Origin of the sequence: Actinocatenispora comari (assembly GCF_017312725.1) — a bacterium.
GTDB lineage: Bacteria > Actinomycetota > Actinomycetes > Mycobacteriales > Micromonosporaceae > Actinocatenispora > Actinocatenispora comari.
The window spans coordinates 1-24,046 of sequence record NZ_BOPO01000025.1 but is presented as its reverse complement, the minus strand read 5'-3'; the positions used below and the strand labels follow the sequence as shown (position 1 = coordinate 24,046).

20 protein-coding genes and 1 pseudogene are annotated in these 24,046 nt (G+C 74.7%); 12 read left to right on the top strand and 9 right to left on the bottom strand.

Annotated elements, in window-relative coordinates; genetic code table 11:
• Positions 1-58 precede the first annotated feature (58 nt).
• Positions 59-457 carry a VOC family protein gene (locus NUM_RS09230; RefSeq protein WP_207124387.1) on the top strand — a complete coding sequence of 133 codons (399 nt, stop codon included), beginning with the start codon at positions 59-61 and terminating at the stop codon, positions 455-457.
• 113 nt (positions 458-570) lie between these two features.
• Here NUM_RS09230 and NUM_RS09225 read toward each other — a convergent pair whose 3' ends face one another.
• Positions 571-1,521 carry a helix-turn-helix domain-containing protein gene (locus tag NUM_RS09225; protein ID WP_207124386.1) on the bottom strand — a complete coding sequence of 317 codons (951 nt, stop codon included), beginning with the start codon at positions 1,519-1,521 and terminating at the stop codon, positions 571-573.
• 214 nt (positions 1,522-1,735) lie between these two features.
• Here NUM_RS09225 and NUM_RS09220 point away from each other — a divergent pair, with 214 nt between their 5' ends.
• On the top strand, positions 1,736-2,722 hold the full coding sequence (locus tag NUM_RS09220) for an aldo/keto reductase (protein ID WP_225918448.1): 987 nt from the start codon (positions 1,736-1,738) through the stop codon (positions 2,720-2,722).
• 33 nt (positions 2,723-2,755) lie between these two features.
• Here NUM_RS09220 and NUM_RS09215 read toward each other — a convergent pair whose 3' ends face one another.
• Positions 2,756-3,388, bottom strand: coding sequence for a TetR/AcrR family transcriptional regulator (locus NUM_RS09215; protein ID WP_207124385.1), 633 nt, complete (start codon positions 3,386-3,388; stop codon positions 2,756-2,758).
• A 91-nt stretch (positions 3,389-3,479) separates the two neighbouring features.
• Here NUM_RS09215 and NUM_RS09210 point away from each other — a divergent pair, with 91 nt between their 5' ends.
• Entirely contained in the window at positions 3,480-4,655 is a 1,176-nt protein-coding gene (locus NUM_RS09210) for an NADP-dependent oxidoreductase (RefSeq protein ID WP_207124384.1), read from the top strand.
• Here NUM_RS09210 and NUM_RS09205 read toward each other — a convergent pair.
• On the bottom strand, positions 4,645-5,334 hold the full coding sequence (locus tag NUM_RS09205; RefSeq protein WP_207124383.1) for a TetR/AcrR family transcriptional regulator: 690 nt from the start codon (positions 5,332-5,334) through the stop codon (positions 4,645-4,647). The two genes, NUM_RS09210 and NUM_RS09205, sit on opposite strands and share 11 nt — an antisense overlap.
• Before the next feature lie 4 nt (positions 5,335-5,338).
• A complete protein-coding gene (locus NUM_RS09200; protein WP_207124382.1) occupies positions 5,339-6,931 on the bottom strand; it encodes an MFS transporter in 1,593 nt (530 codons plus the stop codon).
• Between the two features lie 221 nt (positions 6,932-7,152).
• Here NUM_RS09200 and NUM_RS09195 point away from each other — a divergent pair, with 221 nt between their 5' ends.
• From NUM_RS09195 to NUM_RS09185, 3 genes are all read left to right on the top strand, one after another.
• Positions 7,153-8,658 carry a M1 family metallopeptidase gene (locus tag NUM_RS09195; RefSeq protein ID WP_207124381.1) on the top strand — a complete coding sequence of 502 codons (1,506 nt, stop codon included), beginning with the start codon at positions 7,153-7,155 and terminating at the stop codon, positions 8,656-8,658.
• Positions 8,659-8,731: 73 nt separating this feature from the next.
• Complete coding sequence (locus NUM_RS09190; protein ID WP_207124380.1) at positions 8,732-9,274, top strand: PadR family transcriptional regulator; 543 nt, start codon at positions 8,732-8,734, stop codon at positions 9,272-9,274.
• 88 nt (positions 9,275-9,362) lie between these two features.
• Positions 9,363-11,582 carry an Hsp70 family protein gene (locus NUM_RS09185; protein WP_207124379.1) on the top strand — a complete coding sequence of 740 codons (2,220 nt, stop codon included), beginning with the start codon at positions 9,363-9,365 and terminating at the stop codon, positions 11,580-11,582.
• A gap of 185 nt (positions 11,583-11,767) precedes the next feature.
• Here the strand turns inward: NUM_RS09185 and NUM_RS09180 are convergent, their stop codons facing one another.
• The 4 genes from NUM_RS09180 to NUM_RS09165 all read right to left on the bottom strand — a co-directional run bounded on the left by NUM_RS09180 (position 11,768) and on the right by NUM_RS09165 (position 17,606).
• On the bottom strand, positions 11,768-13,858 hold the full coding sequence (locus tag NUM_RS09180) for a 3-hydroxyacyl-CoA dehydrogenase NAD-binding domain-containing protein (RefSeq protein WP_207124412.1): 2,091 nt from the start codon (positions 13,856-13,858) through the stop codon (positions 11,768-11,770).
• 5 nt (positions 13,859-13,863) lie between these two features.
• Positions 13,864-15,057, bottom strand: a complete 1,194-nt coding sequence (locus tag NUM_RS09175; protein WP_207124378.1) for a thiolase family protein — start codon at positions 15,055-15,057, stop codon at positions 13,864-13,866.
• Positions 15,058-15,186: 129 nt separating this feature from the next.
• The gene (locus NUM_RS09170; protein ID WP_207124377.1) at positions 15,187-16,482 is read right to left on the bottom strand and encodes an HRDC domain-containing protein; all 1,296 of its coding nucleotides are present in this window, start codon (positions 16,480-16,482) and stop codon (positions 15,187-15,189) included.
• 701 nt (positions 16,483-17,183) lie between these two features.
• Positions 17,184-17,606, bottom strand: a complete 423-nt coding sequence (locus NUM_RS09165; protein WP_207124376.1) for a hypothetical protein — start codon at positions 17,604-17,606, stop codon at positions 17,184-17,186.
• Here NUM_RS09165 and NUM_RS09160 point away from each other — a divergent pair.
• Together NUM_RS09160 and NUM_RS09155 are read left to right on the top strand one after the other, a co-directional pair.
• Positions 17,578-18,330 carry a S1C family serine protease gene (locus NUM_RS09160; protein ID WP_207124375.1) on the top strand — a complete coding sequence of 251 codons (753 nt, stop codon included), beginning with the start codon at positions 17,578-17,580 and terminating at the stop codon, positions 18,328-18,330. The two genes, NUM_RS09165 and NUM_RS09160, sit on opposite strands and share 29 nt — an antisense overlap.
• 124 nt (positions 18,331-18,454) lie before the next feature.
• On the top strand, positions 18,455-19,312 hold the full coding sequence (locus tag NUM_RS09155) for a hypothetical protein (RefSeq protein WP_207124374.1): 858 nt from the start codon (positions 18,455-18,457) through the stop codon (positions 19,310-19,312).
• Between the two features lie 51 nt (positions 19,313-19,363).
• On the opposite strand, the gene NUM_RS09150 is transcribed toward NUM_RS09155, so the two are convergent.
• Complete coding sequence (locus tag NUM_RS09150) at positions 19,364-19,918, bottom strand: DUF3000 domain-containing protein (RefSeq protein WP_207124373.1); 555 nt, start codon at positions 19,916-19,918, stop codon at positions 19,364-19,366.
• A gap of 198 nt (positions 19,919-20,116) precedes the next feature.
• Between NUM_RS09150 and hemE the strand changes: the two genes are divergently transcribed.
• From hemE to NUM_RS09130, 4 genes and pseudogenes are all read left to right on the top strand, one after another.
• Entirely contained in the window at positions 20,117-21,163 is a 1,047-nt protein-coding gene (gene hemE, locus NUM_RS09145) for a uroporphyrinogen decarboxylase (RefSeq protein ID WP_225918447.1), read from the top strand.
• A 31-nt stretch (positions 21,164-21,194) separates the two neighbouring features.
• A pseudogene (gene hemG, locus NUM_RS09140) lies at positions 21,195-22,538 on the top strand (protoporphyrinogen oxidase); the annotation flags it as partial.
• Positions 22,539-22,741: 203 nt separating this feature from the next.
• Positions 22,742-23,446, top strand: a complete 705-nt coding sequence (hemQ, locus tag NUM_RS09135) for a hydrogen peroxide-dependent heme synthase (protein WP_207124371.1) — start codon at positions 22,742-22,744, stop codon at positions 23,444-23,446.
• Between the two features lie 18 nt (positions 23,447-23,464).
• Positions 23,465-24,046, top strand: a 582-nt coding sequence (locus NUM_RS09130) for a DUF6597 domain-containing transcriptional factor (protein ID WP_370466949.1), incomplete at its 3' end; no start/stop codon positions are given.

Genomic DNA, 24,046 nt, shown 5'->3' with positions numbered 1-24,046 from the left:
TTCGCACCGCGCTTCCCGACATCGAGGCTGGAAGCGCACCCGTACAAGGAGTTCGTGGATGCATCCCGTAGTACGTCACATCACCGTCGACGCGGCGGACCCGTACGAGCTGGGCAGGTTCTGGTCCCAGCTGCTCGGCCGGCCGATGAGCGTCGACGACCTGCCCGGTGACCCGGAGGCGCTGGTCGAGGCGCCGGACGGTGGCCCGGCGATCCTGTTCGTCACCGTGCCGGAGGGCAAGTCGGTCAAGAACCGCGTGCACCTGGACCTGCAGCCCAGCGGCGGCCGCACCCGGGACCAGGAGGTCGACCGGGCGCTCGCGCTCGGCGCCACCCTGTTCGCCGACCACCGGCGGGCCGACGGCCGCGGCTTCGTGGTGCTCGCCGACCCGGAGGGCAACGAGTTCTGCGTGGAGCGTTCCGCGGCCGAGGTGGCCGCGACGCCGCGGCAGGGCTGACCGGGCCGCTCGGTCGGCGCGAGCCGACCGAGCGCCTCGACCCGGCGACCGTCGGGCCGAACGACCGAGCCAGCGGCCCGGTCGGGTGAGTCGAGCCGGCCGGGGCGCGGCGATCAGTCGTCGGTGCCCCGGCCGGTGGCCGGGTCGGCGGCCGGCTCGACCGGGTGCGCCGCCGGCTCGCTCGGGGTCTGCCGCTCGTCGGCGCCGGCGGCGAGCGCCAGCAGCAGCATCGCGTCGTGGTCCGGCGTCCCCGGCTCCGCCTGGTACGCGACGAGCCGCTGGCCGTCCGCGCGGGCCGGGGAGAGCACCTCGTAGTCCAGGCCGAACCGGCCGACGTCGGGGTGCTCGTACTCCTTGCGGCCGGTCGCCTTGAGCCGCACGTCGTAGCGGCGCCACATGGTGGCGAACTCGTCCGACTTGACGACCAGCTCGCCGACAAGCGCGGTCAGGTCCGGCGCGTCCGGGTCGGTACCGGCGACGGTGCGCAGGTGCGCGACGCTCTCCGCGGCGACCCGCTCCCACTGCGGGAACAGCGACCGCGCCGCCGGGTGCAGGAACAGGTAGCGGATCGTGTTGCGCCGCTCGGCCGGCCACTCGTCCAGCCCGGCGAACAGCCGCAGCCCGGGCGGGTTCGCCGCGAGCACGTCGCTGGTGCGGCTCAGCACGTACGCCGGGGCCGGCAGCAGGCTGGTGAGCATGCGCCGCAACACCGGCCGCACGGTACGCACCGGGTTCGGCCGCGGCGCCGTCGAGTGCCGGGCCGCCTGCTCGGCGAGCGCGTGCAGGTGCGCCCGCTCGTCGGTGCCCAGCCGCAGCGCGCGGGCGAGCGCGTCGAGCACCGCGGCGCTGGGCCGGGTCTCCTTGCCCTGCTCCAGCCGGATGTAGTAGTCGACGCTGACGCCGGCCACCGCGGCCAGCTCCTCGCGCCGCAGCCCGGGGGTACGGCGCAGGCCGGGGCCGGGTGCGAGCCCGACCTCGGTGGGGGTCACCCGGGCCCGGCGGGCCCGCAGGAACTCGCCCAACCCGGCGCGGTCGGGTGTTCGACGACGGTTGTCGGCTGCCATGCCGACCAGTCTGGCAGCGCCCCCGGGGCGGTGGGTGACCCTGCCGCACCCAGGAACGGCGTTGCTCGTCACGGTTCACCCTGCCACCGGGCCGGGCACCGGCGCAGAGTGGTGGCAGGTCGCGGCGCTCGCCGCGACGGTGTGGCAGGTCGCGGTGAGTGCCGCGACGGCAAGGTCGCGGCGCGGACCGCGACAGCGAGGAAGGAACGTCCACGTGACTGCACAACCGACCCGTCAGCTCGGTACCGACGGCCCGCGGATCCCGGTGGTCGGGCTCGGCCTGATGGGCATGAGCGAGTTCTACGGCGAGGGCGACGACGCGGCGTCCGAGCAGGTGATCGACGAGGCGCTGGACGCCGGCGTCCGGCTGCTGGACACCGCCGACATGTACGGCAGGGGGCACAACGAGCGGCTGGCCGGCCGGGTGCTCGCCAGGCGCCGCGGCGACGCCGTGCTCGCCACGAAGTTCGCGATCGTCCGCGAGGGGGACACCCGGCGCATCGACTCGTCCCCGGCGTACCTGCGGCGCGCGGTCGACGCGTCGTTGCAGCGGCTCGGCATCGACCGGATCGACCTCTACTACATGCACCGGTGGGACGGCGTGACCCCGATCGAGGACACGGTCGGCGCGATGGCCGACCTGGTCGCCGCCGGCAAGGTCGGTCAGCTCGGCCTGTCCGAGATCAGCGCCGACCTGCTGCGCCGGGCGAACGCGGTGCACCCGATCGCGGCCGCGCAGATGGAGCTGTCGCTGTGGAGCCAGGACGTGCTGCACAACGGGCTGCTCGACACCGCCCGCGAGCTGGGCACCACGCTGGTGGCGTACTCGCCGCTCGGCCGCGGGTTCCTGACCGGCGCCATCGCCGGGCTGGACGCCCTGGCCCCGGACGACTTCCGGCGCAGCAACCCGCGGTTCGCCGACGGTGCGCTGGACGCGAACCTGCCGCTGCTCGCCGAGGTACGCCGGGTCGCGCAGGCGCACGACGCCACCTCGGCGCAGGTCGCCCTCGCCTGGGTGCTGGCCCAGGGCGACAACGTCGTCGCGATCCCCGGTACGAAGCGGTCGAAGTACCTGCGCGACAACATCGCCGCGGCGCAGCTGCGGCTGTCCGACGCCGAGCTGACCGCGCTGACCGGGGCCTTCGACGGTACGGCGACGGGCGAGCGCTACGTGCCCGCCGGCATGCCCAACCAGGGCTGAGCCCCGCCCGGGACGCCCCCGGCGGGGCCGGGCTCAGCCGGTCGGGCCGGGGTCGGCCGACGCGGCGGCGGTGAAGTCGGCCGCGGTGGGGGCCGGGACGGGCAGCTCGTGCGCGGACCCGGGCGCGAGCCCGTCGAAGATCAGGTGCAGGTAGCGCCGCCACAGCCCGGGCGCCGCGGCGCCGACCGGCGCGGCGGCCTGGGCGGCGGCGTTGAACAGCAACACGATGTCGTGCCCGGTGACGTCGGCGCGGATGGCGCCGGCGTCCCGGGCCCGTCGGGTCAGCTGCTCGGCGGTCTCGGCCAACCGTCCGCTCGCCGCCCGTACCCGGGGATCGGCCCGGGAGATCGAGGTGGCGGCCTCGCAGAACGAGCGGTCGGTGGCCTGCAACTCGATGCCGGCGACCATGAACCGCAGCAGCGCGTCCGCCGGATCGTCGGCGCCGCGCAGCTCGGCGCCGAGCGCGACCAGGCCGCCGATGCGGTCCTCGAAGATCTCCGCGACCAGGTCCTCCTTGGTGGGGAAGTGGTTGAACACGGTGCCCTTCGCCACGCCCGCCCGGGCCGCGATGCGGGCCATCGAGACGTCGAGGCCGTGGGCGGCGAGCTCCGCCGACGCGGCGGCAAGCACCAACTGTCGGTTGCGGGCGGCGTCGGCACGGGGCATCCGCTCACCCTAGCGCAACTTGACCGTACGGTCATGTTCCGTGCTAGCCTCCGAACAACATGACCGCGTGGTCAAGTTTTGGAGGAAGCCGATGAAGGCAGTGGTCGCCCACGGGTACGGCGGTCCGGACGTGCTGACCGTCGACGACATCGCGGTGCCCCGGCCCGGCCCCGGCCAGTTCCAGGTCCGCATCGCGGCCGCCGCGCTCAACCCGGCCGACCTGCGCACCCTCAGCGGGGTGCTGCGCGACCTGACGCCGTTGCGGTTCCCGTACGTGCTCGGCAGCGACTTCGCCGGCACCGTCACCGCACTCGGCGCCGGCGTCGACCGGTACGCGGTGGGCGAGCAGGTCTTCGGCGTCGGTCTACCGCGCGCCACCGGCCGGATGGCGACGATGCTGGCCGATCCGCCGTCGCTGACCACCGGCACGGTGGCCGAGTACGCCGTCTTCGAGGCGGACACCGCCGCGATCGGCCGTCGCCCGCCCGGTCTGGACCCGCAACACGCGGCCACCCTGCCGATCGCCGGGCTCACCGCGCTCGCACTCCTGCGCGCCGCCGGTCTCGCCCCCGCGCCACCCGCCGGCTCAGCCGCCGATCTCGCGCCCGTGCCACCCGCCGGTCTCGCGCCCGTGCCATCCGCTGGCTCAGCCGCCGGCCTCGGGCCGGAGCCTGCCACGGATCCGGCCGGTGGCCTCGGCTCGGAGCGTGCAGCGGCCCCGGCCGGTCCGGCCCGCCGGCACGTCGGGACCGAGCCGACGGTGCTGGTGATCGGGGCGGCCGGGGGAGTCGGCGGTGCGGTCGTGCCGCTGCTGGCGGCGGCCGGTGCGCGGGTGCTCGCGACCGGTGTCGCCGCCGACGAGCGGTACCTGCGGGGGCTCGGCGCGGCCGAGGTGATCGGGTACCGGGACGTCGACACGGTCGCGGAGGTGCGGCGACGCCATCCGGACGGCGTCGACGTGCTGGTCAATCTCGCGCTGCCCGGCGCGGCGCTGCCGGCCACGAGCCGGGTGCTGCGGGCCGGCGGCCGGCTGTTGAACGCGGCGTTCCCGAGCCCCGACCCGGCCGCGTTCGTCGGGATCCCGGTGATCGTCGACAACGTCTACGCCGCCGCCGGGCCGGGGGATCTGGACCTGCTCGCCCGGTACGCGGTGGCCGGCACGTTGCCGTGCACCGTCGGCCGGCGCTACCGGCTGGCCGAGGCGCCGCGCGCGTACGCCGACCTGGTCGGCACCCACGTGCGCGGCAAGCTCGTCGTCACCCCGTGACCGGCGGGTCGCCGGCGGGCCCGGCGGCGGAACGCCCGCCGGGGTGCGAGGGGCCGGTGGTGGGCGCGGTGTCGCGGTGGGCGGGGCCGGCGATGCCGGCCAGCATCATGTCGACCAACCGCTCCGCCAGCCGCTCCTTGGGCAGGTGCGGATGCCAGCGCAGCGCGCTCTGCAGCGTCATCGGACCGGTCAGCGCGGCGAGCGCCAGCTCGACGTCGAGTTCCGGGTCGAGCTCGCCGGTGGCGATGCCGCGGCGCAGCACGTCCCGGATCACCTCGCGGCGCTTCTCCATCCAGTCCATGTACCGCTGGTAGAGGGCCGGATTGCGCTTGATCTCCGGCATCAGGCACGGCATGATCTTGCCGGCCCGGTTGTTCGCCCGGCCGACCAGCGTCAGCAGCGAGATCAGGTCGGCCCGGACCGATTCGCCCCGCGGCGTCGGGACATCGCCCTTGAGCGCGACCACGGCGTCGGAGACCAGTGCCTCCTTGTTCGGCCAGCGGCGGTAGACGGTGGCCTTGCCGACCCCGGCTCGGGCCGCGACGGCGTCCATCGAGAGCGCCTCGACCGTGGTGCCCTCGGCGATGAGATCGAGCACCGCGTCGACGATCGCCTCGTCGACGCGGGCGCTGCGCGGCCGCCCGGGCGGCCGCGCAGCGGTGCTCCCGCGCGTGCTCACGTCACTATTCTCGCCGGCTACCCGCCGTCTCGGCCACCCGGTCGGGTGCCGACCGCTGCGCCGGTACGTGCCGGTGCTGGGCGGTGTAGCGCCCGGGCAGCCAGCGCAGGACGACGGCGGCGCCGAGGATCGCGACGATCGCCGAACCGGCCGCCGCCGCGTGCATCGCGGACAGGAACGCCTGGTTGGCCGGTTCGATCAGGGCCCGACCGGCCGGGCCCATTGCGGCGGCGACCCCGTCGGTCGCCGGCAGCGACTCGGCCGCGGTGGCCCGGGCGGCGTCCGGCAGCCCGGTCAGGTGCGGCGTGATCTGGCCCCGGTAGACCGAGGCGAGCACCGAACCGAGGACCGCGACGCCGAGCGCGCCGCCGACCTGCCGGACGGTGTTGCCGATCGCCGAGCCGACGCCGGCACGCTCTCGCGGCAGTACCGACATGATCGCCTCGGTGGCCGGCGGCGTCACGTTCGCCATCCCGACGCCCTGGACGAAGAACAGCACCTCCAGCACCCACAGTGGGGTGTCGGCGCCGAGCTGGGTGAACCCGGCGAGCGAGATCGCCACCAGCACCATGCCGACGGTGCAGACCAGCTTCGCCCCGCGCTGGGCGACCAGCCGGGAGCTCAGCGGCGCGAACACCACCTGGGCGGCGGCGAACGGTAGCATCAGCAGGCCGGCCTCCAGCGGGCTGAAGCCGCGGACGTTCTGGATGTAGAACACCGAGAAGAAGAACGTGCCCATCGCGGCGAAGAACATCAGGCCGGTGGCGCCGACCGCCGCGGAGAACCGCGGGTCGCGGAACAGCGTGACGTCCAGCGCCGGGTGACTGATCCGGCGCTCGTACGCGATGAAGCCGGCGAGGATCAGCACGCCGGCGGCGAGCGGACCCCAGACCGTCGGGCTGCCCCAGTCGCCGTGGTCACCGCCGTGCACCACGCCGTACACCAGGGCGACGAGGCCGACGACGGACAGCAGGACGCCGACGATGTCGATCTTGCCCGGGTTCGGGTTGCGCGACTCCGGCACCAGGGCCACGATCGCGACCAGGCCGGCGACCACGATCGGTACGTTGATCAGGAAGACCGAGCCCCACCAGAAGTGCTCCAGCAGGAAGCCGCCCAGGATCGGGCCGATCGCGATGGCGAGGCCGACCGAACCGCCCCAGATGCCGATGGCGCGGGCCCGCTCGCGCGGGTCGAACACGTTGGAGATGATCGACAGCGTCGCCGGCATGACGGCGGCGCCACCGAGGCCCATCAGCGCCCGGGCGGCGATCAGCGCGCCGGGCGACGTCGCGTACGCGGAGACCAGCGACGCGAGGCCGAACACCGCCAGGCCGGCGATGAGGATCCGGCGCCGGCCGTGCCGGTCGCCGAGGATGCCGAAGCTGAACAGCAGCCCGGCGAAGACGAGGGTGTAAGCGTTGATGGCCCATTCCAGCTGGCTCTGGGAGGCGCCCAGGCCGGCCTTCGGATCGGCGATGACCTTCATCGCCACGTTCAGGACCGTGTTGTCGAGGACGACCACCAGCAGGCTGACGACCATGACCCCGAGGATCAGCCAGCGGCGGGGGTGCCCACTGTTCTCGGCCGCGTCCATGTCACTCCGATTCAGATACGAGACTGTGTCGTAACGAAATTAGGCCGCCGAGCCGGATTCCGGAACTGGTTTGTCTCGTAACCCACACCCGCGACGGGACGGGAATAGCCGTTCGGCCGAGGTGTCGCGTCTATGTCGGCATTGACATAACCGACCGGCGCGGACCATGCTGATCCGGTCGCGAGGTGCGACAGCCGTCGGCCAGCCACGAGGGGGCACCTATGACCGCCGACAGACCTGGACGATGGCGCCGCGGTACCGGGCACGCCGCGGTGCTGGTGGCCGCCGTGCTGGTGGTGGCCGTGACCCCGGCGAGCGCGGCACCGCCCGCCCGCCCGTCCGGCGGGCATCCCGGCGGCGCCACCCCCGGCGCGCCCGGGATCGGCGACCCGCTGTTCCCGGACGAGGGCAACGGCGGCTTCGACGTCACGCACTACGACCTCGCGATGCGCTACCGGCCGGACGAGCGAACGGTGACCGCCCGGACCACCGTGTCCGCCCGCGCGACGCAGTCGCTGTCCCGGTTCGACCTGGACTTCGACGGCAACACCGTCACCGGCCTGACGGTCGACGGTCGCACGGCGAGCTACCGCAGGGACGGCGACGAGCTGGTCGTCACCCCGGCCCGGCCGGTGCACCGCGGCTCGCGGTTCCGGGTCACGGTGGACTACCAGGCCGATCCGGCGGCCACGCACCACTGCGCGCCGCCGAACAACCCGATCACCTCCGGGTGGCTGCCCACCCGCGACGGGTTCGTCACCGCCGGCCAGCCGACCTGCGCCCGGTCGGTGTTCCCCGGCAGCGACCACCCGAGCGACAAGGCCAGCTACACGTTCCGGGTGACCGCGCCGGACGGGCTGACCGCCGTCGCCAACGGCGTGCCCGCCGGGCGCTACGAGCACGGCGGCGAGACCACCTGGACCTACCAGCAGCGGGTACCGATGGCCACCGAGCTGGTGCAGGTCGCCGTCGGCGACTACACCGTGCAGACCGCGCCCGGGCCGGACCACACCACGATCCGCAACGTGGTACCGACCTCGATGGCCGGCACGCTCGGCCCGGACCTGGCCGTGACCGGGCCGCAGCTGGCCTGGATGCGCCGGCAGGCCGGCAGCTACCCGTTCGCCACCTACGGCGTGCTCGCGGCGCCGGCGAACTTCCGCTTCGCGCTGGAGTGCCAGACGCTGACGCTCACCTCGGCCGGGATGTTCGGCGCGGTGCCGCAGTCGTACTGGTCGCCGGTGCTCGCGCACGAGCTCGCGCACCAGTGGTACGGCGACTCGGTGGCCCCGGCGCGTTGGGCCGACGTGTGGCTCAACGAGGGGCACGCCAGCTACTACGAGGCGAGCTGGGCCGACCGGGAGGGCTACGCGAGCTTCGTGGACCGGATGCACACCGCCTACGCCAACGGCGACACCTGGCGCAGCCGGTACGGGCCGGTCGCGCAGCCGTCCGCGGACAACCTGTTCAACGACGGCGTGTACGACGGGGGCGCGCTGGTGCTCTACGCGCTGCGGGAGAAGGTCGGCGCGGCCCGGTTCACCGCGATCGAACGGGCCTGGGCCGCCCGGTACGCCGGCGGCACCGGCAGCACCCGGCAGTTCATCGCGCTGGCCAGCTCGGTCGCGCACCAGGACCTGCACGGCTTCCTCACCGCCTGGCTGTACGGCACGCGCACCCCGCCGATGCCCGGCCACCCGGACTGGGCCACCGACCCGGTCGGCTGAGGCCGGCGACGCGAATCGCCGGCCGGGACGGCGGGTGGCCCGCTCGGACGAGCGGGCGGGCAGGATGTGGCGGGTGAACACGCTGGGATTCGCGATCCTCGGTCTGCTCGCCCGCCGACCGCTCAGCGGCTACCGGGTGGCGCAGCTGATGCGGGAGCCGATCGGCTTCTTCTGGAACGCCGGCCACGCGCAGATCCACGGCACGCTGCGCAAGCTGGTCGAGGCCGGCTGGGCCGAGTACCGCACCGAGCCGGGCCCGGGGCCGCACGACAAGAAGCTGTACTCGGCGACGGCGGCCGGCCGGGCCGCACTCGCCGAGTGGGCGGCGAGCCCGCTGCCGACCCCGCAGCCGCACGACGAGCTGCTGCTGCGGGTGTACAACGGCTGGCTCGCCGACCCGGCGGCGATGCGCGAGATGCTCACCGCCGAGCTGGAACGGCGGGAGGCGTCGCTGGCGCACTACCTGACGGTGCGGGCCGAGTTCGAGGCGGACGGCACCCCGGAGGATCCGACCACCCAGCGGTTCGTCGACTACGCCACGGTGCTCAACGGCATCGGCTCGGAGCGGTACGTACTCGACTGGCTGCGCTGGCTGATCGGCACGCTGCGGGACTGATCGGAACGGGGACCCGATCGGTCCCGCGCCCGCGTCTGTCCACATGAGACAGTTGGGCGGCTTCCCGGCGGCCTCTAGACTCCGGGTCATGCAAGATCCACTGACCGGTGTCGCGCTGGGCATCGACTACGGAACGTCGAACACGGTGGCCGTGCTGCGCTGGCCGGACGGCCGGGTCCGGCCGGTGCTGTTCGACGGCTCCCCACTGCTGCCCTCCGCGGTGTACCGGGAGCCCGACGGCACCCTGCTCGCCGGCCGGGACGCGGTGCACAGCGCCCGGCTCGCGCCGGCCAGCTACGAGCCGTACCCGAAGAGCCACGCCGGCGACGGCGCCCTGCTGCTGGGCGGCACCGAGGTACCGGTGGGCGAGGCGGTGGCGGCGACGCTGCGGCTGGTGTCCGGCGAGGCCCGCCGGGCGGTCGGTGCGGTCCCCGACACGGTGATCCTCACGTACCCGGCGGCCTGGGCCGCCTCCCGTCGCGGGGTGCTGCACACCGCGGCGTCGCTGGCCGGGCTCCCCGCGCCCCGGCTGGTCCCCGAGCCGGTTGCCGCCGCGGCGTACTTCACCTCGGTACTGGGCCACCGGCTCGGGCCCGGCCAGCAGCTCGTCGTGTACGACCTGGGCGCCGGGACGTTCGACGTCTCGGCGGTGCGCCGTACCGCGGACGGCTACGAGGTGGTCGACGTGGACGGGCTCGCCTCGTTCGGCGGGCTGGACCTGGACGAGGTGGTGGTGCAGCAGGTCGGTGCCGCCGTGGCGGCCGGCGATCCGGACGCCTGGCGCCGGCTGACCGCCCCGGCGACCGCCGCCGACCGGCGGGCGTTCCGAACGCTGTGGGACGACGCCCGGGCGGCCAAGGAGACGCTGTCCCGGCGCAGCGCCGCCGGCCTGTTCGTGCCACTGTTCGACCGGGACGTGCAGATCGCCCGCGAGCAGTTCGAGGCCGCCGCCGGGCCGAAGCTCGACCGCGCCGCCGAGCTGACCGCCCGGCTGATCGAGCGGGTCGGCGTCGCACCCGACGAACTGGCCGGCATCTTCCTGGTCGGCGGCTCGTCCCGGGTACCGCTCGCCGCGACCACCGTGCACCGGGCCACCCGGGTGGCGCCCGATGCGCTCGACCAGCCCGAGACCGTCGTCGCCGAGGGCGCCCTGCGCACCGCCGCCGCCCGCGTGACCCCCGACCCGCCGGCTGCCCGCGTGGCCGCCGACCCGCCGGCTGCCCGCGTGGCCGCCGACCCGCCGGCCGCCCGCGTGGTCGCCGACTCCGGTACCGTCGCCGCCGGCCCGGTGCCGAGTGGGCACCTGGTGCCGAGCGGGGCAGCCGGAGCCGCCGGGACGGCGGCGAGCGATCCGCTGCCCGCCACCGGAGGCTCGGGCGACGCCGGCCCCGTACCGGCTGTCGTCGGCTGGCCGGCCGAGGGCGCCCCGCACGTCCGGGAGCCGGGGCACGAGGGCACGAGCGTCGGTGGCCGGCCCTCCCCGGTACCGTCGATCGCGCTGTTCGCCGGCGCGATCCTGGCCAGCCTCGCCGGCTGGGCACTGGCCATCCACCTCTCCGCGCTGCCGGGCGTACTCGTCGGCTGCGTGACCACGCTCGCGCTGGTGACGACCGGGGGGTTGCTGCTGGCTCAGCCGTGGCCGGCCCGGCCCGCCGACGGCGACGGCCACCGGCGCCGCGACGTCGCGCTCACCGGAGTCGGGATGTTGGCGCTGTTCGGCACCGTGGCGTCCCTCTCGGTGGCGCACGAGTTCTGGTGGCTGGAAACCGGGTACGGCTACGGCGAGGATCTCGTGGTGGTGGCGCTGGCGTTCTGCCTGCCGGGGCTGGTGCTCAGCGTGGTCTTCGCCCGGCTGGCCCGCCGGGCACCGGTGGTGGCCGAAACGCGGTCGGGTGGTGTGCGGGCGATGTGGTGGTCCGCCGCCTGGTGGCTGGTCCCGCCGACCCTCACCACGACGATCATGTGCATGGTCTCCCTGTACAGCAGCGGTCTGTACTGGCTGCGCTGGTTCGGTCTCGTGGTCCCGGTGGCGCTGATGGTGGTCGCGGCCGCCGTGCTGGTGCGTGACTGGCGCAGGCGCTGCGGTCCACCGGTCAACCGGGCGCAGGTGGGCGTCGGCGCCGTCGCGTTGGTGCTCTTCGGTGCGATGACCGCTGCCACGCTGGGTAATGTGCTGGCCTTCGGCGCGCTCGGGCTGGTCCCGCACGACCTGTGGCAGCCGGCGCTGCTCGCGCTGGCGTTCGGGGCGGCGAGCGTCGGCGCGCTCGCGCTGCTGCATCGCGGAATGGCCGGTCGCGCCGCCGGGTGAGCAACCGAGGCGCCGGGTGAGCAACCGAGGCGCCGGGTGCGCGACGGCGTTCGCGGACGCGGACGGGCAACCGCCGGGTCGGACGGTCGGCCGCCGCGTTCGAGGCAGGGCACCACCCGTCGGCGGGCGGGAACGCGGCGCGGCCCCGGTCGGGGTACCGACCGGGGCCGCGGGTGGTGCGTGGCTCAGGCGGGCAGGCTCGCCACGCCCCGGGGCAGGAACCGCTGGCCGGTGACCTTCTCGCTGTAGCCGGTGCGGTCCAGGTACGGCGTGATGCCGCCCAGGTGGAACGGCCAGCCGGCGCCGAGGATCATGCACAGGTCGATGTCGGCCGCCTCCGCGACGACACCCTCGTCCAGCATCAGCCGCGCCTCCTGGGCGAGCGCGGACAGGGCCCGGTCGCGTACCTGCTCGGCGGTGAGCACGGTGTCGCCGACCTTGAGCAGCCCGGCGAGGTCCGGGTCGACGGACGGCTGGCCCTTCTCGTCCCACACGTACACGCCGGGCTTGCCGGCCTCGATCAACCGGGCCAGGTTGTCCGACACCTTGAACCGGTCCGGGTACGCCGCGTGCAGCGTCTCGGACACGTGGTGCGCGACCGGCATCCCGACGAACTGCAGCAGCACGAACGGGCTCATCGGCAGCCCGAGCGGCTCCAGCGCCTGGTCGGCCACCTCGACCGGGGTGCCCTCGTCCACGGTGGAGAACACCTCGCCGAGGAACCGGGTGAGCAGCCGGTTGACCACGAACGCCGGGGAATCCTTGCACAGCACCGAGTTCTTCTTCAGCTGCTTGCTGACCGCGAACGCGGTGGCCAGGGTGGCGTCGTCGGTGGCCTCGCCGCGGACGATCTCCAGCAGCGGCAACACCGCCACCGGGTTGAAGAAGTGGAACCCGACGACCCGCTCCGGGTGCTTGAGGTCGGCGGCCATCTCGGTGATCGACAGCGACGAGGTGTTCGTGGCGAGGATCGCGTCGGCCGGGACGATCGGTTCGATCTCGGCGAACAGCGCCTTCTTCACCGCCATGTCCTCGAACACGGCCTCGATCAGGAAGTCCGCGTCGGCGAACACCGACTTGTCGATCGACCCGGTCACCGACGCCTTCAGCCGGTTGGCCTTGTCGGCGCTGATCCGGCCCTTGCCGAGCAGCTTGTCGACCTCGGTGTGCACGTACGCGACGCCCTTGTCGACCCGGGACTGGTCCAGGTCGGTGAGCACCACCGGCACCTCCAGCCGGCGGGCGAACAGCAGCGCGAGCTGGCTCGCCATCAGCCCGGCGCCGAGCACCCCGACCTTGGTCACCGGGCGGGCCAGCGACTTGTCCGGGGCGCCGGCCGGCCGCTTCGCGCGGCGCTGCACCAGGTCGAACGAGTACAGCCCGGACCGGAACTCCTCGCTCATCAGCAGGTCGGCGTTGACCTCGTCCTCGGCGGCGGTGCCTTCGGCGAACGGCGCCGTCTCCGCCTTCGCCATCAGCTCCAGCGCCCGGTACGGGGCGGGCGCGCCGCCGTGCAGCCGCGCATCGGCGATCGCCCTGCCCTTGGCCAGCGCCGCCGCCCACGCGTCGCCGCGCTCGACCTCGGCCCGCTGTACCTTCGTCTCGCCGGCGACCACCGAGGCGGCCCAGGCGAGCGAGCGCTCGAGGAAGTCGGCCGGCTCCAGCAGCACGTCGGCGATGCCCAGCTGGTACGCCTGCTGGGCGCGCAGCATCCGGTTCTGGTTGAGCGGGTTCTCGATGATCACCTTGACCGCGTTGTCGGCGCCGATCAGGTTCGCCAGCAGCTGGGTACCGCCCCAGGCCGGCACGATGCCGAGGAAGCACTCCGGGAACGCGATCGCCGGTACCGACGACGACAGGGTGCGGTAGTCGCAGTGCAGCGCGAGCTCCAGCCCGCCGCCCATCGTCGCCCCGTTGACGAACGCGAACGTCGGGATCGACGAGTCGCGGAACCGGGCGAACACCCGGTGCCCGTAGTTGGTGATCAGCTTCGCCTGCTCGCGGTCGCGCAGCAGGTGCATGCCGGTCACGTCGGCACCGACGCAGAAGATGAACGGCTTGCCGGTCACCGCGATCAGCCGGACGGCGGGGGAGTGCGCCTCGATCTCGTCCATCGCGGCGTTCAGGTTGGCCAGACCGGCCGGGCCGAGCGAGGTCGGCTTCTTGTGGTCGAACCCGTTGTCCAGGGTGATCAGCGCGGCCTCGCCGGACAGCGCGGGCACCGGGACGTAGCGCACGTGCGCCGAGGTCACGACCTCGTTGTCGAACACCGGAATGTCGCTCACTTGTTGCCCTCCCAAGCCGGGTTCTCCCAGACGACCGAGCCGCCCATGCCGATGCCGATGCACATCGCGGTCAGCCCGTACCGCACCTCGGGGTGCTCGGCGAACTGGCGCGCCAGCTGGGTCATCAGCCGTACCCCGGAGGACGCGAGCGGGTGTCCCAGCGCGATCGCGCCGCCCCACTGGTTGACCCGCGGATCGTCGTCGGCGATGCCGAAGTGGTCCAGGAAGGCGAGCACCTGCACCGCGAACGCCTCGTTCAGCTCGAACAGGCCGATGTCCTCGATGGACAGCCCGGCCAGCCGCAGCGCCTTCTCGGTCGACGGGATCGGGCCGACCCCCATCACCTCCGGCTCGACGCCGGCGAAGCCGTAGCTGACCAGCCGCATCGCGGCCGGCAGCCCCAGCTCGGCGGCGACCTCCTCGGCCGCGACGATCGAGCAGGTCGCGCCGTCGTTGAGGCCGGCCGCGTTGCCCGCGGTGACCCGGCCGTGCGGCCGGAACGGGGTCTTGAGCCCGGCGAGCTTCTCCAGGCTGGTGTCGCGCGGCGCCTCGTCGACGGTGGCGACGCCCCAGCCCTCCTCGACCGAGCGGGTGGCCATCGTGACCAGGTCGGGCTGCAGCTTGCCCTCCGCGTACGCCTTGGCCACCTTCTGCTGGCTGGCCAGTGCGAACGCGTCGGCGCGCTGCTTGGTGACGCCGGGCAGCCGGTCGTGCAGGTTCTCCGCGGTGGCGCCCATGATCAGCGCGGACGGGTCGACCAGCTTCTCGGCGATGATCCGCGGGTTCGGGTCGACACCCTCGCCCATCGGGTGCCGGCCCATGTGCTCGACACCGCCGGCGAGCGCCACGTCGTACGCGCCGAACGCGATGCCGGAGGCGACCGTGGTCACCGCGGTCATCGCACCCGCGCACATCCGGTCGATCGCGTACCCGGGGACGGTCTTGGGCAGGCCGGCCAGCAGTGCGGCGGTGCGGCCGATGGTCAGGCCCTGGTCTCCGATCTGGGTGGTCGCCGCGATGGCGACCTCGTCGATGCGCTCGGGCGGCAGTTCCGGGTGGCGGCGGATCAGTTCGCGGATGCACCGGATGACCAGGTCATCGGCGCGGGTCTCCGCGTACATGCCGCCCGCCTTGCCGAACGGGGTGCGCACGCCGTCGACGAAGACGACGTCGCGGACGCTACGGGGCACGCGAGCCTCCTTGCAGGTACGGGCTTCTCCCGCCGATGCTACTCGCCAGTAACGAACGATTTGCACGCAACCCCGACTGTGCATCCGGTCACAGTGGTGTCCGCGTCGGCCGGCGCCGGCGGTCCGGCGTCACTCGTCGGTGAGGGCCTCGGTGAGCGCGTCCAGGGTCAGCCCGATCTGCCAGGGACGGGCGCCGTGGTCGGCGAGGAACGCCCGTACGGCGGGTGCGTCCACCGGCTCCGGCGGGGCCCAGGCGAGCCGGCGCAGGGTGTCCGGGGTGAGCAGGTTCTCCGGTGGCACCGTGTGGTCCGTGGCGATGGCGCCGACCGCGGCGCGGGCGCGGGCCAGCCGGGCCGCCGCGGCCGGGTCACGCTCGGTCCACCGGTGGGTCGGCGGCGGGCCGTCCGGCGGCACGCTCACCGCCGGGAGCTCGGCCGGCGACAGCGCCTTGGCCTGCTGCAACGCCTCCAGCCAGGTACCGCCGAGGCGACGCGCACCGCGACCGGTGAAGCCCGGTACGGCGGTCAGCTCCCGCTCGTCGCCGGGATCGGCCTGGGCGGCCGCGACGATGGCGGCGTCCGGCAGCACCCGGCCCGGCGCGGTGTCGCGGCGCCGGGCCACCTCGTCCCGCGCGGTCCACAGCGCCCGCACCCGGGCCAGGCCGCGGGCGCCGCGCACCCGGTGGATGCCGGAGGTGCGCCGCCACGGCTCGGGCCGCGACCGGGCCGGCAGCCCGTGCACCAGCGCGGCGAACTCCTCGGCGGCCCACTGCGACTTGCCCTGCCGGTGCAGCTCGGCGTCCAGCGCGTCCCGCAGCTCGACCAGCAGCTCGACGTCCAGCGCGGCGTAGGAGAGCCAGCTCGCCGGCAGCGGGCGGGTGGACCAGTCGGCCGCCGAGTGCTGCTTCTCCAGCGCGAAGCCGAGCAACCGCTCGGTGATGGCGGCGAGACCGACCCGTTCGAAGCCGGCCAGCCGGGCGGCGAGCTCGGTGTCGAACAGCCGCTGCGGGCGCAGGTTCAGCTCGGCCAGGCAGGCGAGATCCTGGCTCGCGGCGTGCAGCACCCACTCGGTGTCGGCCAGCGCGGCCGACAGGGCGGACAGGTCGGTGCCGGCGTCGGTGATCGGGATCGGGTCGACCAGCGCCGTGCCCGCGCCGGCCCGGCGCAGTTGTACCAGGTAGGCCCGCTGGCTGTAGCGGTAACCGGAGGCACGCTCGGCGTCCAGCGCGACCGGGCCGGTCCCGGCGCCGAACCGGGCCGCGAGCGCCGGCACCGCGGCGGCGTCGGCGATCGGCTCGGGGATGCCCTCGCGAGGCTCGCGCAGCAGCACCGGCGCCGGGGCGTCACCGACCGCTGTGTCCTGCGTGCTGTCCGCAGGCGCTGGGGCGGCGGCGTCCTGCGGTACCGGCGTTGATGCGTCGACCACCCGCCCACCGTACGGGCAAACCGTCGCCGATCGCCGGCCGCCCCGGCCGTGGCGGGCGTTTTCTTGCGACCCGACCACGTTCGGGCGGAGCCGTTTCGGTCCGGTTCGCCACCACGCGCCCGCTGGTACCGGTCCCGGCCGGCGTCGGGTACTCTCCGCCCGCCCGACCGGCTCTTCCCGGTACTGGCGGGCAGCGGCTACGGTGTGCCAGCGGGTGTGTCCGCGGCTCGGACGTGTGCCGCACGAGCCGGTGCCGGCTCCAGCCGGCACCACCCCACCCCGTTCGCCAGTCGCCCGGGGCAGCGCAGCGTGGAGGACCGCAGTCAGATGACCGACCCGTACCCGCCGGACGGCCGGACCGAGCCCACCCCGGGTGACCAGCCGGAAGCCTCGAACCCCAGCTCGGCCGCGCCCGGCCCGGCGGCGACCCCGCCGGCCGGCCCGGACCCCCTCCCGGCGGTTCCCGCCCCGACGCCGTCGGCGGCCGGTGACCCGGCCCCGCAACCGGCCGGGGCCGCTCCGACACCTGGTGCCGGGGCGCCCGGGGTGCCGCCCGAGGCGGTGCCCTCGACCGCCGTCGCGACGGCAACGACCAGCGGGCCCGGTGCGGAGGCCACGCCGGGTGCGGCCGGGCCGGTGGGCTCGACGCCGGCCGGTGCGCCGTCGTCGGAGACGGCCGCCCACCCCGGCCTGTCGAGCCCCTACCTCGGTGCCCCCGGCGCGGAGCCGGTGCAGGGAGCGGACGCGCCGTACCCGCCGTCGCCCTCGAACGCGCCGTACCCACCGTCGCCCGAGGGCGCGCCGTACCCGCCGACGTCGTACTCGCCGACCTCCGGCCCCGCGCCGCAATCGATCCCGGCCGAGGCCGGGCCGTACCAGCCGATGCCCGGGCCGGGGCAGCAGCCGGCGCCCGGCGCCGAGCCGTCGGCCGACGGCGCCGCCCGCTGGTCGGACGCCACCTCCTCCTGGTCGGTGCAGCCGCCGGTGGGCGGGCAGCCGCCGTTCGGGGGTGCGCCGGGCCAGCCGATGCCGACCGGCGGGCCGGGCTGGCCGGCGCCGTCCCCGCAGCGCAGCCGGCTCGGCACGGTGGTCGCGGTGATCGCGATCGTGCTGGTCGTGGTCACCGTCGTGCAGACGGTGCTGTTGGTGGAGACCAACTCGGCGCTGGGCGACCAGAAGAAGTCGGCGGTGGCCGCGGGGGAGAAGAACGACCGCCGGCTGGCCAAGCTGGAGAACGACGTCGACGGCCTGCGGCAGCGGGTGAAGAAGTCGCTGGACTCCGCCGGGGTCGCGGCGAAGGTGCTGCCCAGCGTGTTCCAGGTGGACGCCGGTGAATACCTCGGTACCGGGTTCGTGGTCGGTGCCGCGCCCGGCGGCGGCACCTACCTGCTGACCAACCACCACGTCGTCGAGCATCTGCTGGCCTCCGGCAGCAAGTCGGTGAAGCTGGAGCGTTCCGGCGGGTCGTACCCGGCGAAGGTGGTCAAGTACGACGCGGACAAGGACATCGCGCTGCTGGAGTGCGACGAGAGCTTCCACGTCCTCCCGGTGGTCGACAAGCCGGTGCGGTCGGGTGAGCCGGTCGTCGCGGTGGGCTCGCCGCTGGGGCTGGGCAGCTCGGTCACCACCGGGGTGGTCAGTTCGCCGGAGCGTGCGGTGCCGGGCAGCGCCGACAAGTTCATCCAGTTCGACGCCGCGATCAACCCCGGCAACTCCGGTGGCCCGGTGGTGAACGCGGACGGCCAGGTCGTCGGCATCGCCACGGAGAAGGCCCGGGACGCGGAGGGGATCGGCCTCGCGATCCCGATCTCCGTGCCCTGCGACCAGTTCTCGGTCTGCGGGAAGTGATGTCGGGCCGGTTGCCCGGACCAGCGATGATCGTCACATGGGGGTCGGTGGAAGGGCCCGCTGGCAGTCCCTTCACCGGGTCCGTTGAGGCAGGGGGCGACCGCCCCATGGAGGAGGAGTCACGATGAGCCAACCGGGCTACCCCGGTGGTCCGTTCCCGCCCGACCACAACCCGCAGCAGCCGGGTTGGGGCGCCGGAGCGCCGAACAACCAGCCGCCGCCCGACCCGTACGGGCAGCCACAGCCGATGGGCGGTTTCGGCGAGCAGCCGCCGCAGCAGGGCGGTTACGGGGAGCCGCCGCAGGGTGGTCAGCCGCCGCAGGGCGGGTTCGGTGGCCCGCCCACCAGCGGGGTGCCCGGCGTGCCGCCGACCAGCGGTCCCGGTGGTGGCTTCGGCGAGCAGCCGACCAGTGGCCCCGGCTTCGCCGGGCCGCCGCCCGGCCCGTACCCGCCGGAGCAGCAGCCGCCGCTCGGCGAGGGTCCGCAGCACACCATGGCGTTGCCGGCGATGGGACCGGGTGGCCCCGGTGGCATGCCGCCGGAGAACCGGTTCGCGCCGGCGCCCAACGAGCGCAAGAAGGGCCCGTGGCTGCCGGTGCTGGCCGCGGTCGCCGCGGTGTTCCTGATCCTGTCGGCGACCATGACCGTGCTGTACGTGTCGAAGAACGGCGACTACAACCAGCAGAAGAAGCTCGCCGCCTCGCGTCAGGAGACGATCGACACACTGAACGCCAAGGCCGACAAGCTCAACAAGGAGCTGGCGTCGGTCAAGAAGCAGCGTGACGACGCCAAGTCGGATCTGTCCGACGCCAAGGACAAGAACGCCGACGTGACCAAGGAACGCGACACGATCGGCAAGTGCCTGACGCTGCTGGAGGACGCCCTGACCGCGGCGTCGAAGAACGACGACAAGAAGGTCAACAAGCTGCTCAAGCAGCTGCAGGACCCGTGCAACAAGGCGGACGCCTACCTCGGCAACTGACCGGCCGACCGCGGGTGGTGGGGAGCAGACGGCGTCTGCTCCCCACCACCGTCAGCGGGTGAGGTCGGCGACGCCGGGCGGTGGCAGCCCGGCGGTCGAGGACAGCAGCGCGCACCAGGACTCCAGGTGCACGCCGAGCTCGGTGGACAGCGGGGTCCAGGAGGCCCGGATCTCCAGGTCGGCGGCGGCCGGTGGCCCGGACAGTTCGCCGAACCGGGTGGACGTGGTCTGGGTGACGGTGCCGCCGACCGCGGTGTAGTCGGCGCCGTGCGCGTCCAGCGCGTCGATCAGCCAGCTCCAGCCGACCGCCGGCAGCAGCGGGTCGGCCGCGAGCTCCGGCTCGATCTCGGCGGTGATGTAGCTGACCAGCCGTAGCGTGCCCTGCCAGGCCGGATGGCCCTGCGGGTCGTACAGCAGGACCAGCCGGCCGGTGGACACCTCGTCCTCGTCGCGCAGCACCGTGGCGCCGATCGCGTGCGCGAACGGCGCAAGCCGCTTCGGCGCCGGCAGCGGGTCGAGCGCGATCTCCGCCCGCGGCCGGACCGAGGTCAGCCCCTGCACGGCGCGCGTGAACGTCTCGGGGGGCAGCACGGTCGACGGCGCCATGCCACGAGACTAACGGGTGGGACGGCGATATCCGCCGGGCCACGCCGGCCCTGTCTGCCCGTCGTCGGTACCGGGCGCGGCGCCCACCGAGCGCCCGGATTGTGGGTAACCGCACGGGTTTCCCCACCGTGGCGTGCCGCTGCGGTACGCCACGGGCACCCGACAGCGGTGCCCGGTCAGCGTGCGAGGATGGCGGCGATGAGCACGCCGACGAGTACCGAGTCCCCGTTCCTTGCCGCCTGCCGGCGCGAGCCGACCGCCCGCCGGCCGGTGTGGTTCATGCGTCAGGCCGGTCGCTCGCTGCCGGAGTACCGCGCGGTGCGCGAGGGCGTGCCGATGCTGACCGCCTGCCGTACGCCGGAGCTGATCACCGAGATCACCCTGCAGCCGGTGCGCCGGCTCGGGGTGGACGCGGCGGTCCTGTTCTCCGACATCGTGGTGCCGCTCGCCGCGGTCGGCATCGATGTGGACCTCCAGCCTGGTGTCGGTCCGGTCGTGGCCGAGCCGGTCCGGGACGCCGCCGCGGTCGCCGCGATCCGGCCGCTCGCCGCCGACGACGTGGAGTACGTGAGCACGGCGGTACGGATGCTGTGCGCCGAGCTCGGCGACACCCCGCTGATAGGGTTCTCCGGCGCGCCGTTCACGCTGGCCAGCTACCTGATCGAGGGCGGGCCGTCGCGCAGCCACGCCCGTACCAAGGCGTTGATGCACGGTGCGCCGCAGCTGTGGCACGAGCTGTGCGCCCGGCTCGCCGCGATCGCCGGGGAGTTCCTGAAGGTGCAGGTGGCGGCCGGCGCGTCGGCGGTGCAGCTGTTCGACTCGTGGGCCGGTGCGCTGTCCGCCGCCGACTACGACACGTTCGTCGCGCCGCACTCGGCGGCGGTGCTGCGTACCGTCGCGCAGGCCGCGCCGCAGGTGCCGCGGATCCACTTCGGCGTCGGTACCGGTCACCTGCTGCCGGCGATGGCCGCGGCCGGCGCGACCGTGGTCGGGGTCGACTGGCGTACCCCGCTGTCGGCGGCGGCCGAGGTGGTCGGCGCGGACCGGGCGGTGCAGGGCAACCTGGACCCGGCGCTGCTGCTCGCGCCGTGGCCGGTGCTGGCCGACGAGGTGCGGCGGATCTGTGCCGAGGGCGACCAGGCCGCCGGGCACGTGTTCAACCTCGGCCACGGGGTGCTGCCGGAGACCGATCCGGACATGCTGGCCAGGGTGGTCGATCTGGTGCACCAGCTGCCCCCGGCGTAGCCGGCGCCGGCGCGCGGGCAATGATGGAGGCGTGCACGTAGCGGTCGTGGGTGCCGGGATCAGCGGCCTGAGCGCGGCGTGGCGACTGCGCCGCCGCCTCGGCCCCGGCGTGGACATCACGCTGCTGGACCAGGCGGGTCGGGTGGGCGGCAAGCTCGCCACCGGCGAGGTGGCCGGCGTCCGGGTCGAGCAGGGCGCCGAGTCGGTGCTGCTGCGCGATCCGGTGCTGGCCGAACTGGCCGGCGAGCTCGGGTTCGGCGCGCTGGCGCGGCCCGCTCCGCTGCCGGCCGGCATCATCGCGGCCGGTGCGCCGCGGCCGGTGCCGCGCGGCACCCTGCTGGGCATCCCGGCCGATCCGTCCACACTGGACAGTTCGGGGCCGGCCCGGGCGACGCCGGAGCCGCCGGGCGGCCCGGACCCGCTGCTCGCGCCCGGTGCCGACGTCTCGGTCGGCGCCCTGGTGCGCCCCCGGTACGGCGACGAGGTCGTCGACCGGCTGGTCGACCCGCTGCTCGGCGGGGTGTACGCGGGTCGCGCCGACGACCTGTCGCTCGCCGTCACGGTGCCCGCCCTGCACGCCGCCGCCCAGCACGAGACCACCCTGTCCGCCGCGGTACGCGCCGCGCAGGCGGACGCGCCCCGGCCGACCGGGCCGATGTTCGGGGTGCCGGCCGCCGGGCTGTCCGCGTTCGCCGCCGCACTGGCCGCGGCGAGCGGCGCGACCGCCCGGCTGGACGCGCCGGTCCGCGAGCTCGCGCCGACCTCGTCCGGCTGGCGGCTGACCGTCGGCTCGACCCGCGACCCGGAACACCTGACCGCCGACGCGGTGGTGCTGGCCGTACCGGCCCGGCCGGCCGCCCGGCTGCTGGCCGCGTTCGCGCCGGCCGCCGCGGCCGAGATCGGCGTGCTGGACTACGCGAGCATCGCGCTGGTCACCCTGGTACTGCCGGGCGACGTGCTGCCGGCCTCGTCCGGCTTCCTGGTGCCAGCCACCGAGGGGTACGCGATCAAGGCGGCCACGTTCGTCGGGCACAAGTGGCCGCACCTCGCCGCGCCCGGCGTCTCGGTGGTCCGGCTCTCGCTCGGCCGGTACGGCGAGACCCGGGTGCTGCAACGCGGCGACGCCGACCTGGCCGAAGCGGCCCGCGCCGATCTCGCGGCGATCCTCGGCAGCACGCTGCCCGAGCCGGTCGGTGTCCGGGTGCAGCGCTGGGGCGGTGCCCTCCCGCAGTACGGGCCGGGCCACCTGGACCGGATCGCCCGCGCCCGGGCCGGGCTCGCCGAGCACCCGACGCTGGCGCTGGCCGGCGCCGGCTACGACGGGGTGGGCATCCCGGTCTGTATCCGTTCCGGCTTCGCCGCCGCCGACCAGCTCGCCGCCGACCACGTTGCCGCCGACCAGCTTGCCGCCCACCACGTTGGCGCCGACCAGCTCGCCGTCGACCAGCCTGCTGCCGCACCGGCCGCCGAGCGTGCCGCCGCGCCCGCGACCGGCCGTTCCGTGGCCGGCCCGGGAACCGGCCGCCGTGCCGCCGCGGCCACCTCCGAAACCGCCGAGATCAGCACAGGAGATTGACGATGTCCGACGAGACCGCGAGCAACGCCGCCCGGATCCGGGAACTCAACGCGACCGTGCGGTACACCATGTGGTCGGTGTTCGCCGCGGCCGCGCCGCTGCCGACGCTGCGCGACGAACTGACCGGTGAGCTGACCGGGCTGCTGGACGCGTTGCCGGACAAGGGCGTCGTGGTGCGCGGCACGTACGACGTGTCCGGGCTGCGGGCCGGCGCCGACCTGATGATCTGGTGGCACGCGACCGATCCGGACGCGCTGCAGGACGCGTTCGGTGCGGTCCGCCGCACCCAGCTCGGCCGGTACCTGACGCCGACCTGGTCGTCGATGGCGGTGCACCGGCCGGCCGAGTTCAACAAGAGCCACCTGCCGGCGTTCCTGACCGAGGATCCGCACGACTACGTCGCCGTCTACCCGTTCAACCGGTCGTACGAGTGGTACCTGCTGCCCGACGACGAGCGCCGGTTCATGCTCGCCGAGCACGGCAAGATGGCCCGCGAGTACCCGGACGTGCGGGCGAACACGGTGCCCGCGTTCGCGCTCGGCGACTACGAGTGGATCCTCGCGTTCGAGGCGGACGAGCTGCACCGGATCGTGGACCTGATGCGCGAGCTGCGGGCCGCGACCGCGCGCCGGCACACCCGGCTGGAGATCCCGTTCCACACCGGCCGGCGGCGCGACGTCGCCGAGATCATCGCCGCCCTGCCGTAGCGAAGGCCCGCCGCTCCCGTGGCCGCTCGTCCCGACGTCGAACCGACCGCAACCACCGCCGCGGCCGAGGGCCGGTACCGGCAGTGGCGGGCCGGCGTGCCCGGGGTGACGCTGTGGACCCGGCGGGTCGGCCCGGCGGGCTCCACCGGCCGGATCCTGCCGGACGGTTGCCTGGACCTGATCGCGGTCGACGGCGAACTGCTCGTCGCCGGCCCGGACACCCGGGCCTGGCTGTCCACCAGCCCGCCCGGTACCGGCTTCGCCGCCGTGCGGTTCGACCCGGGTGTCGGCCCCGCCGTACTCGGTGTCCCCGGGTACGAGCTGCGCAACGCGCGGGTGCCGCTCGCCGCGTTGTGGCCAGCGCGTCGGGTCCGGGCGCTGGCCGACCGCCTCGCCGCCGCCACCGAGCTGGCGGAGAGGTCCGCCCGCCGTTGCGCCGTCACCGACCCGGCCGCTCTCGCTGATCCGGCCGGCGGCCTCGCCGACCCGGCCGGCACCTTCGCCGACCCGGCCCGTGCCCTCGCCGGTCCGAGCGGCGGCCTCGCCGGCCCGAGCGGCGGCCTCGCCGGCCCGGCCGGCGGCCTCGCCGGCCCGAGCGGC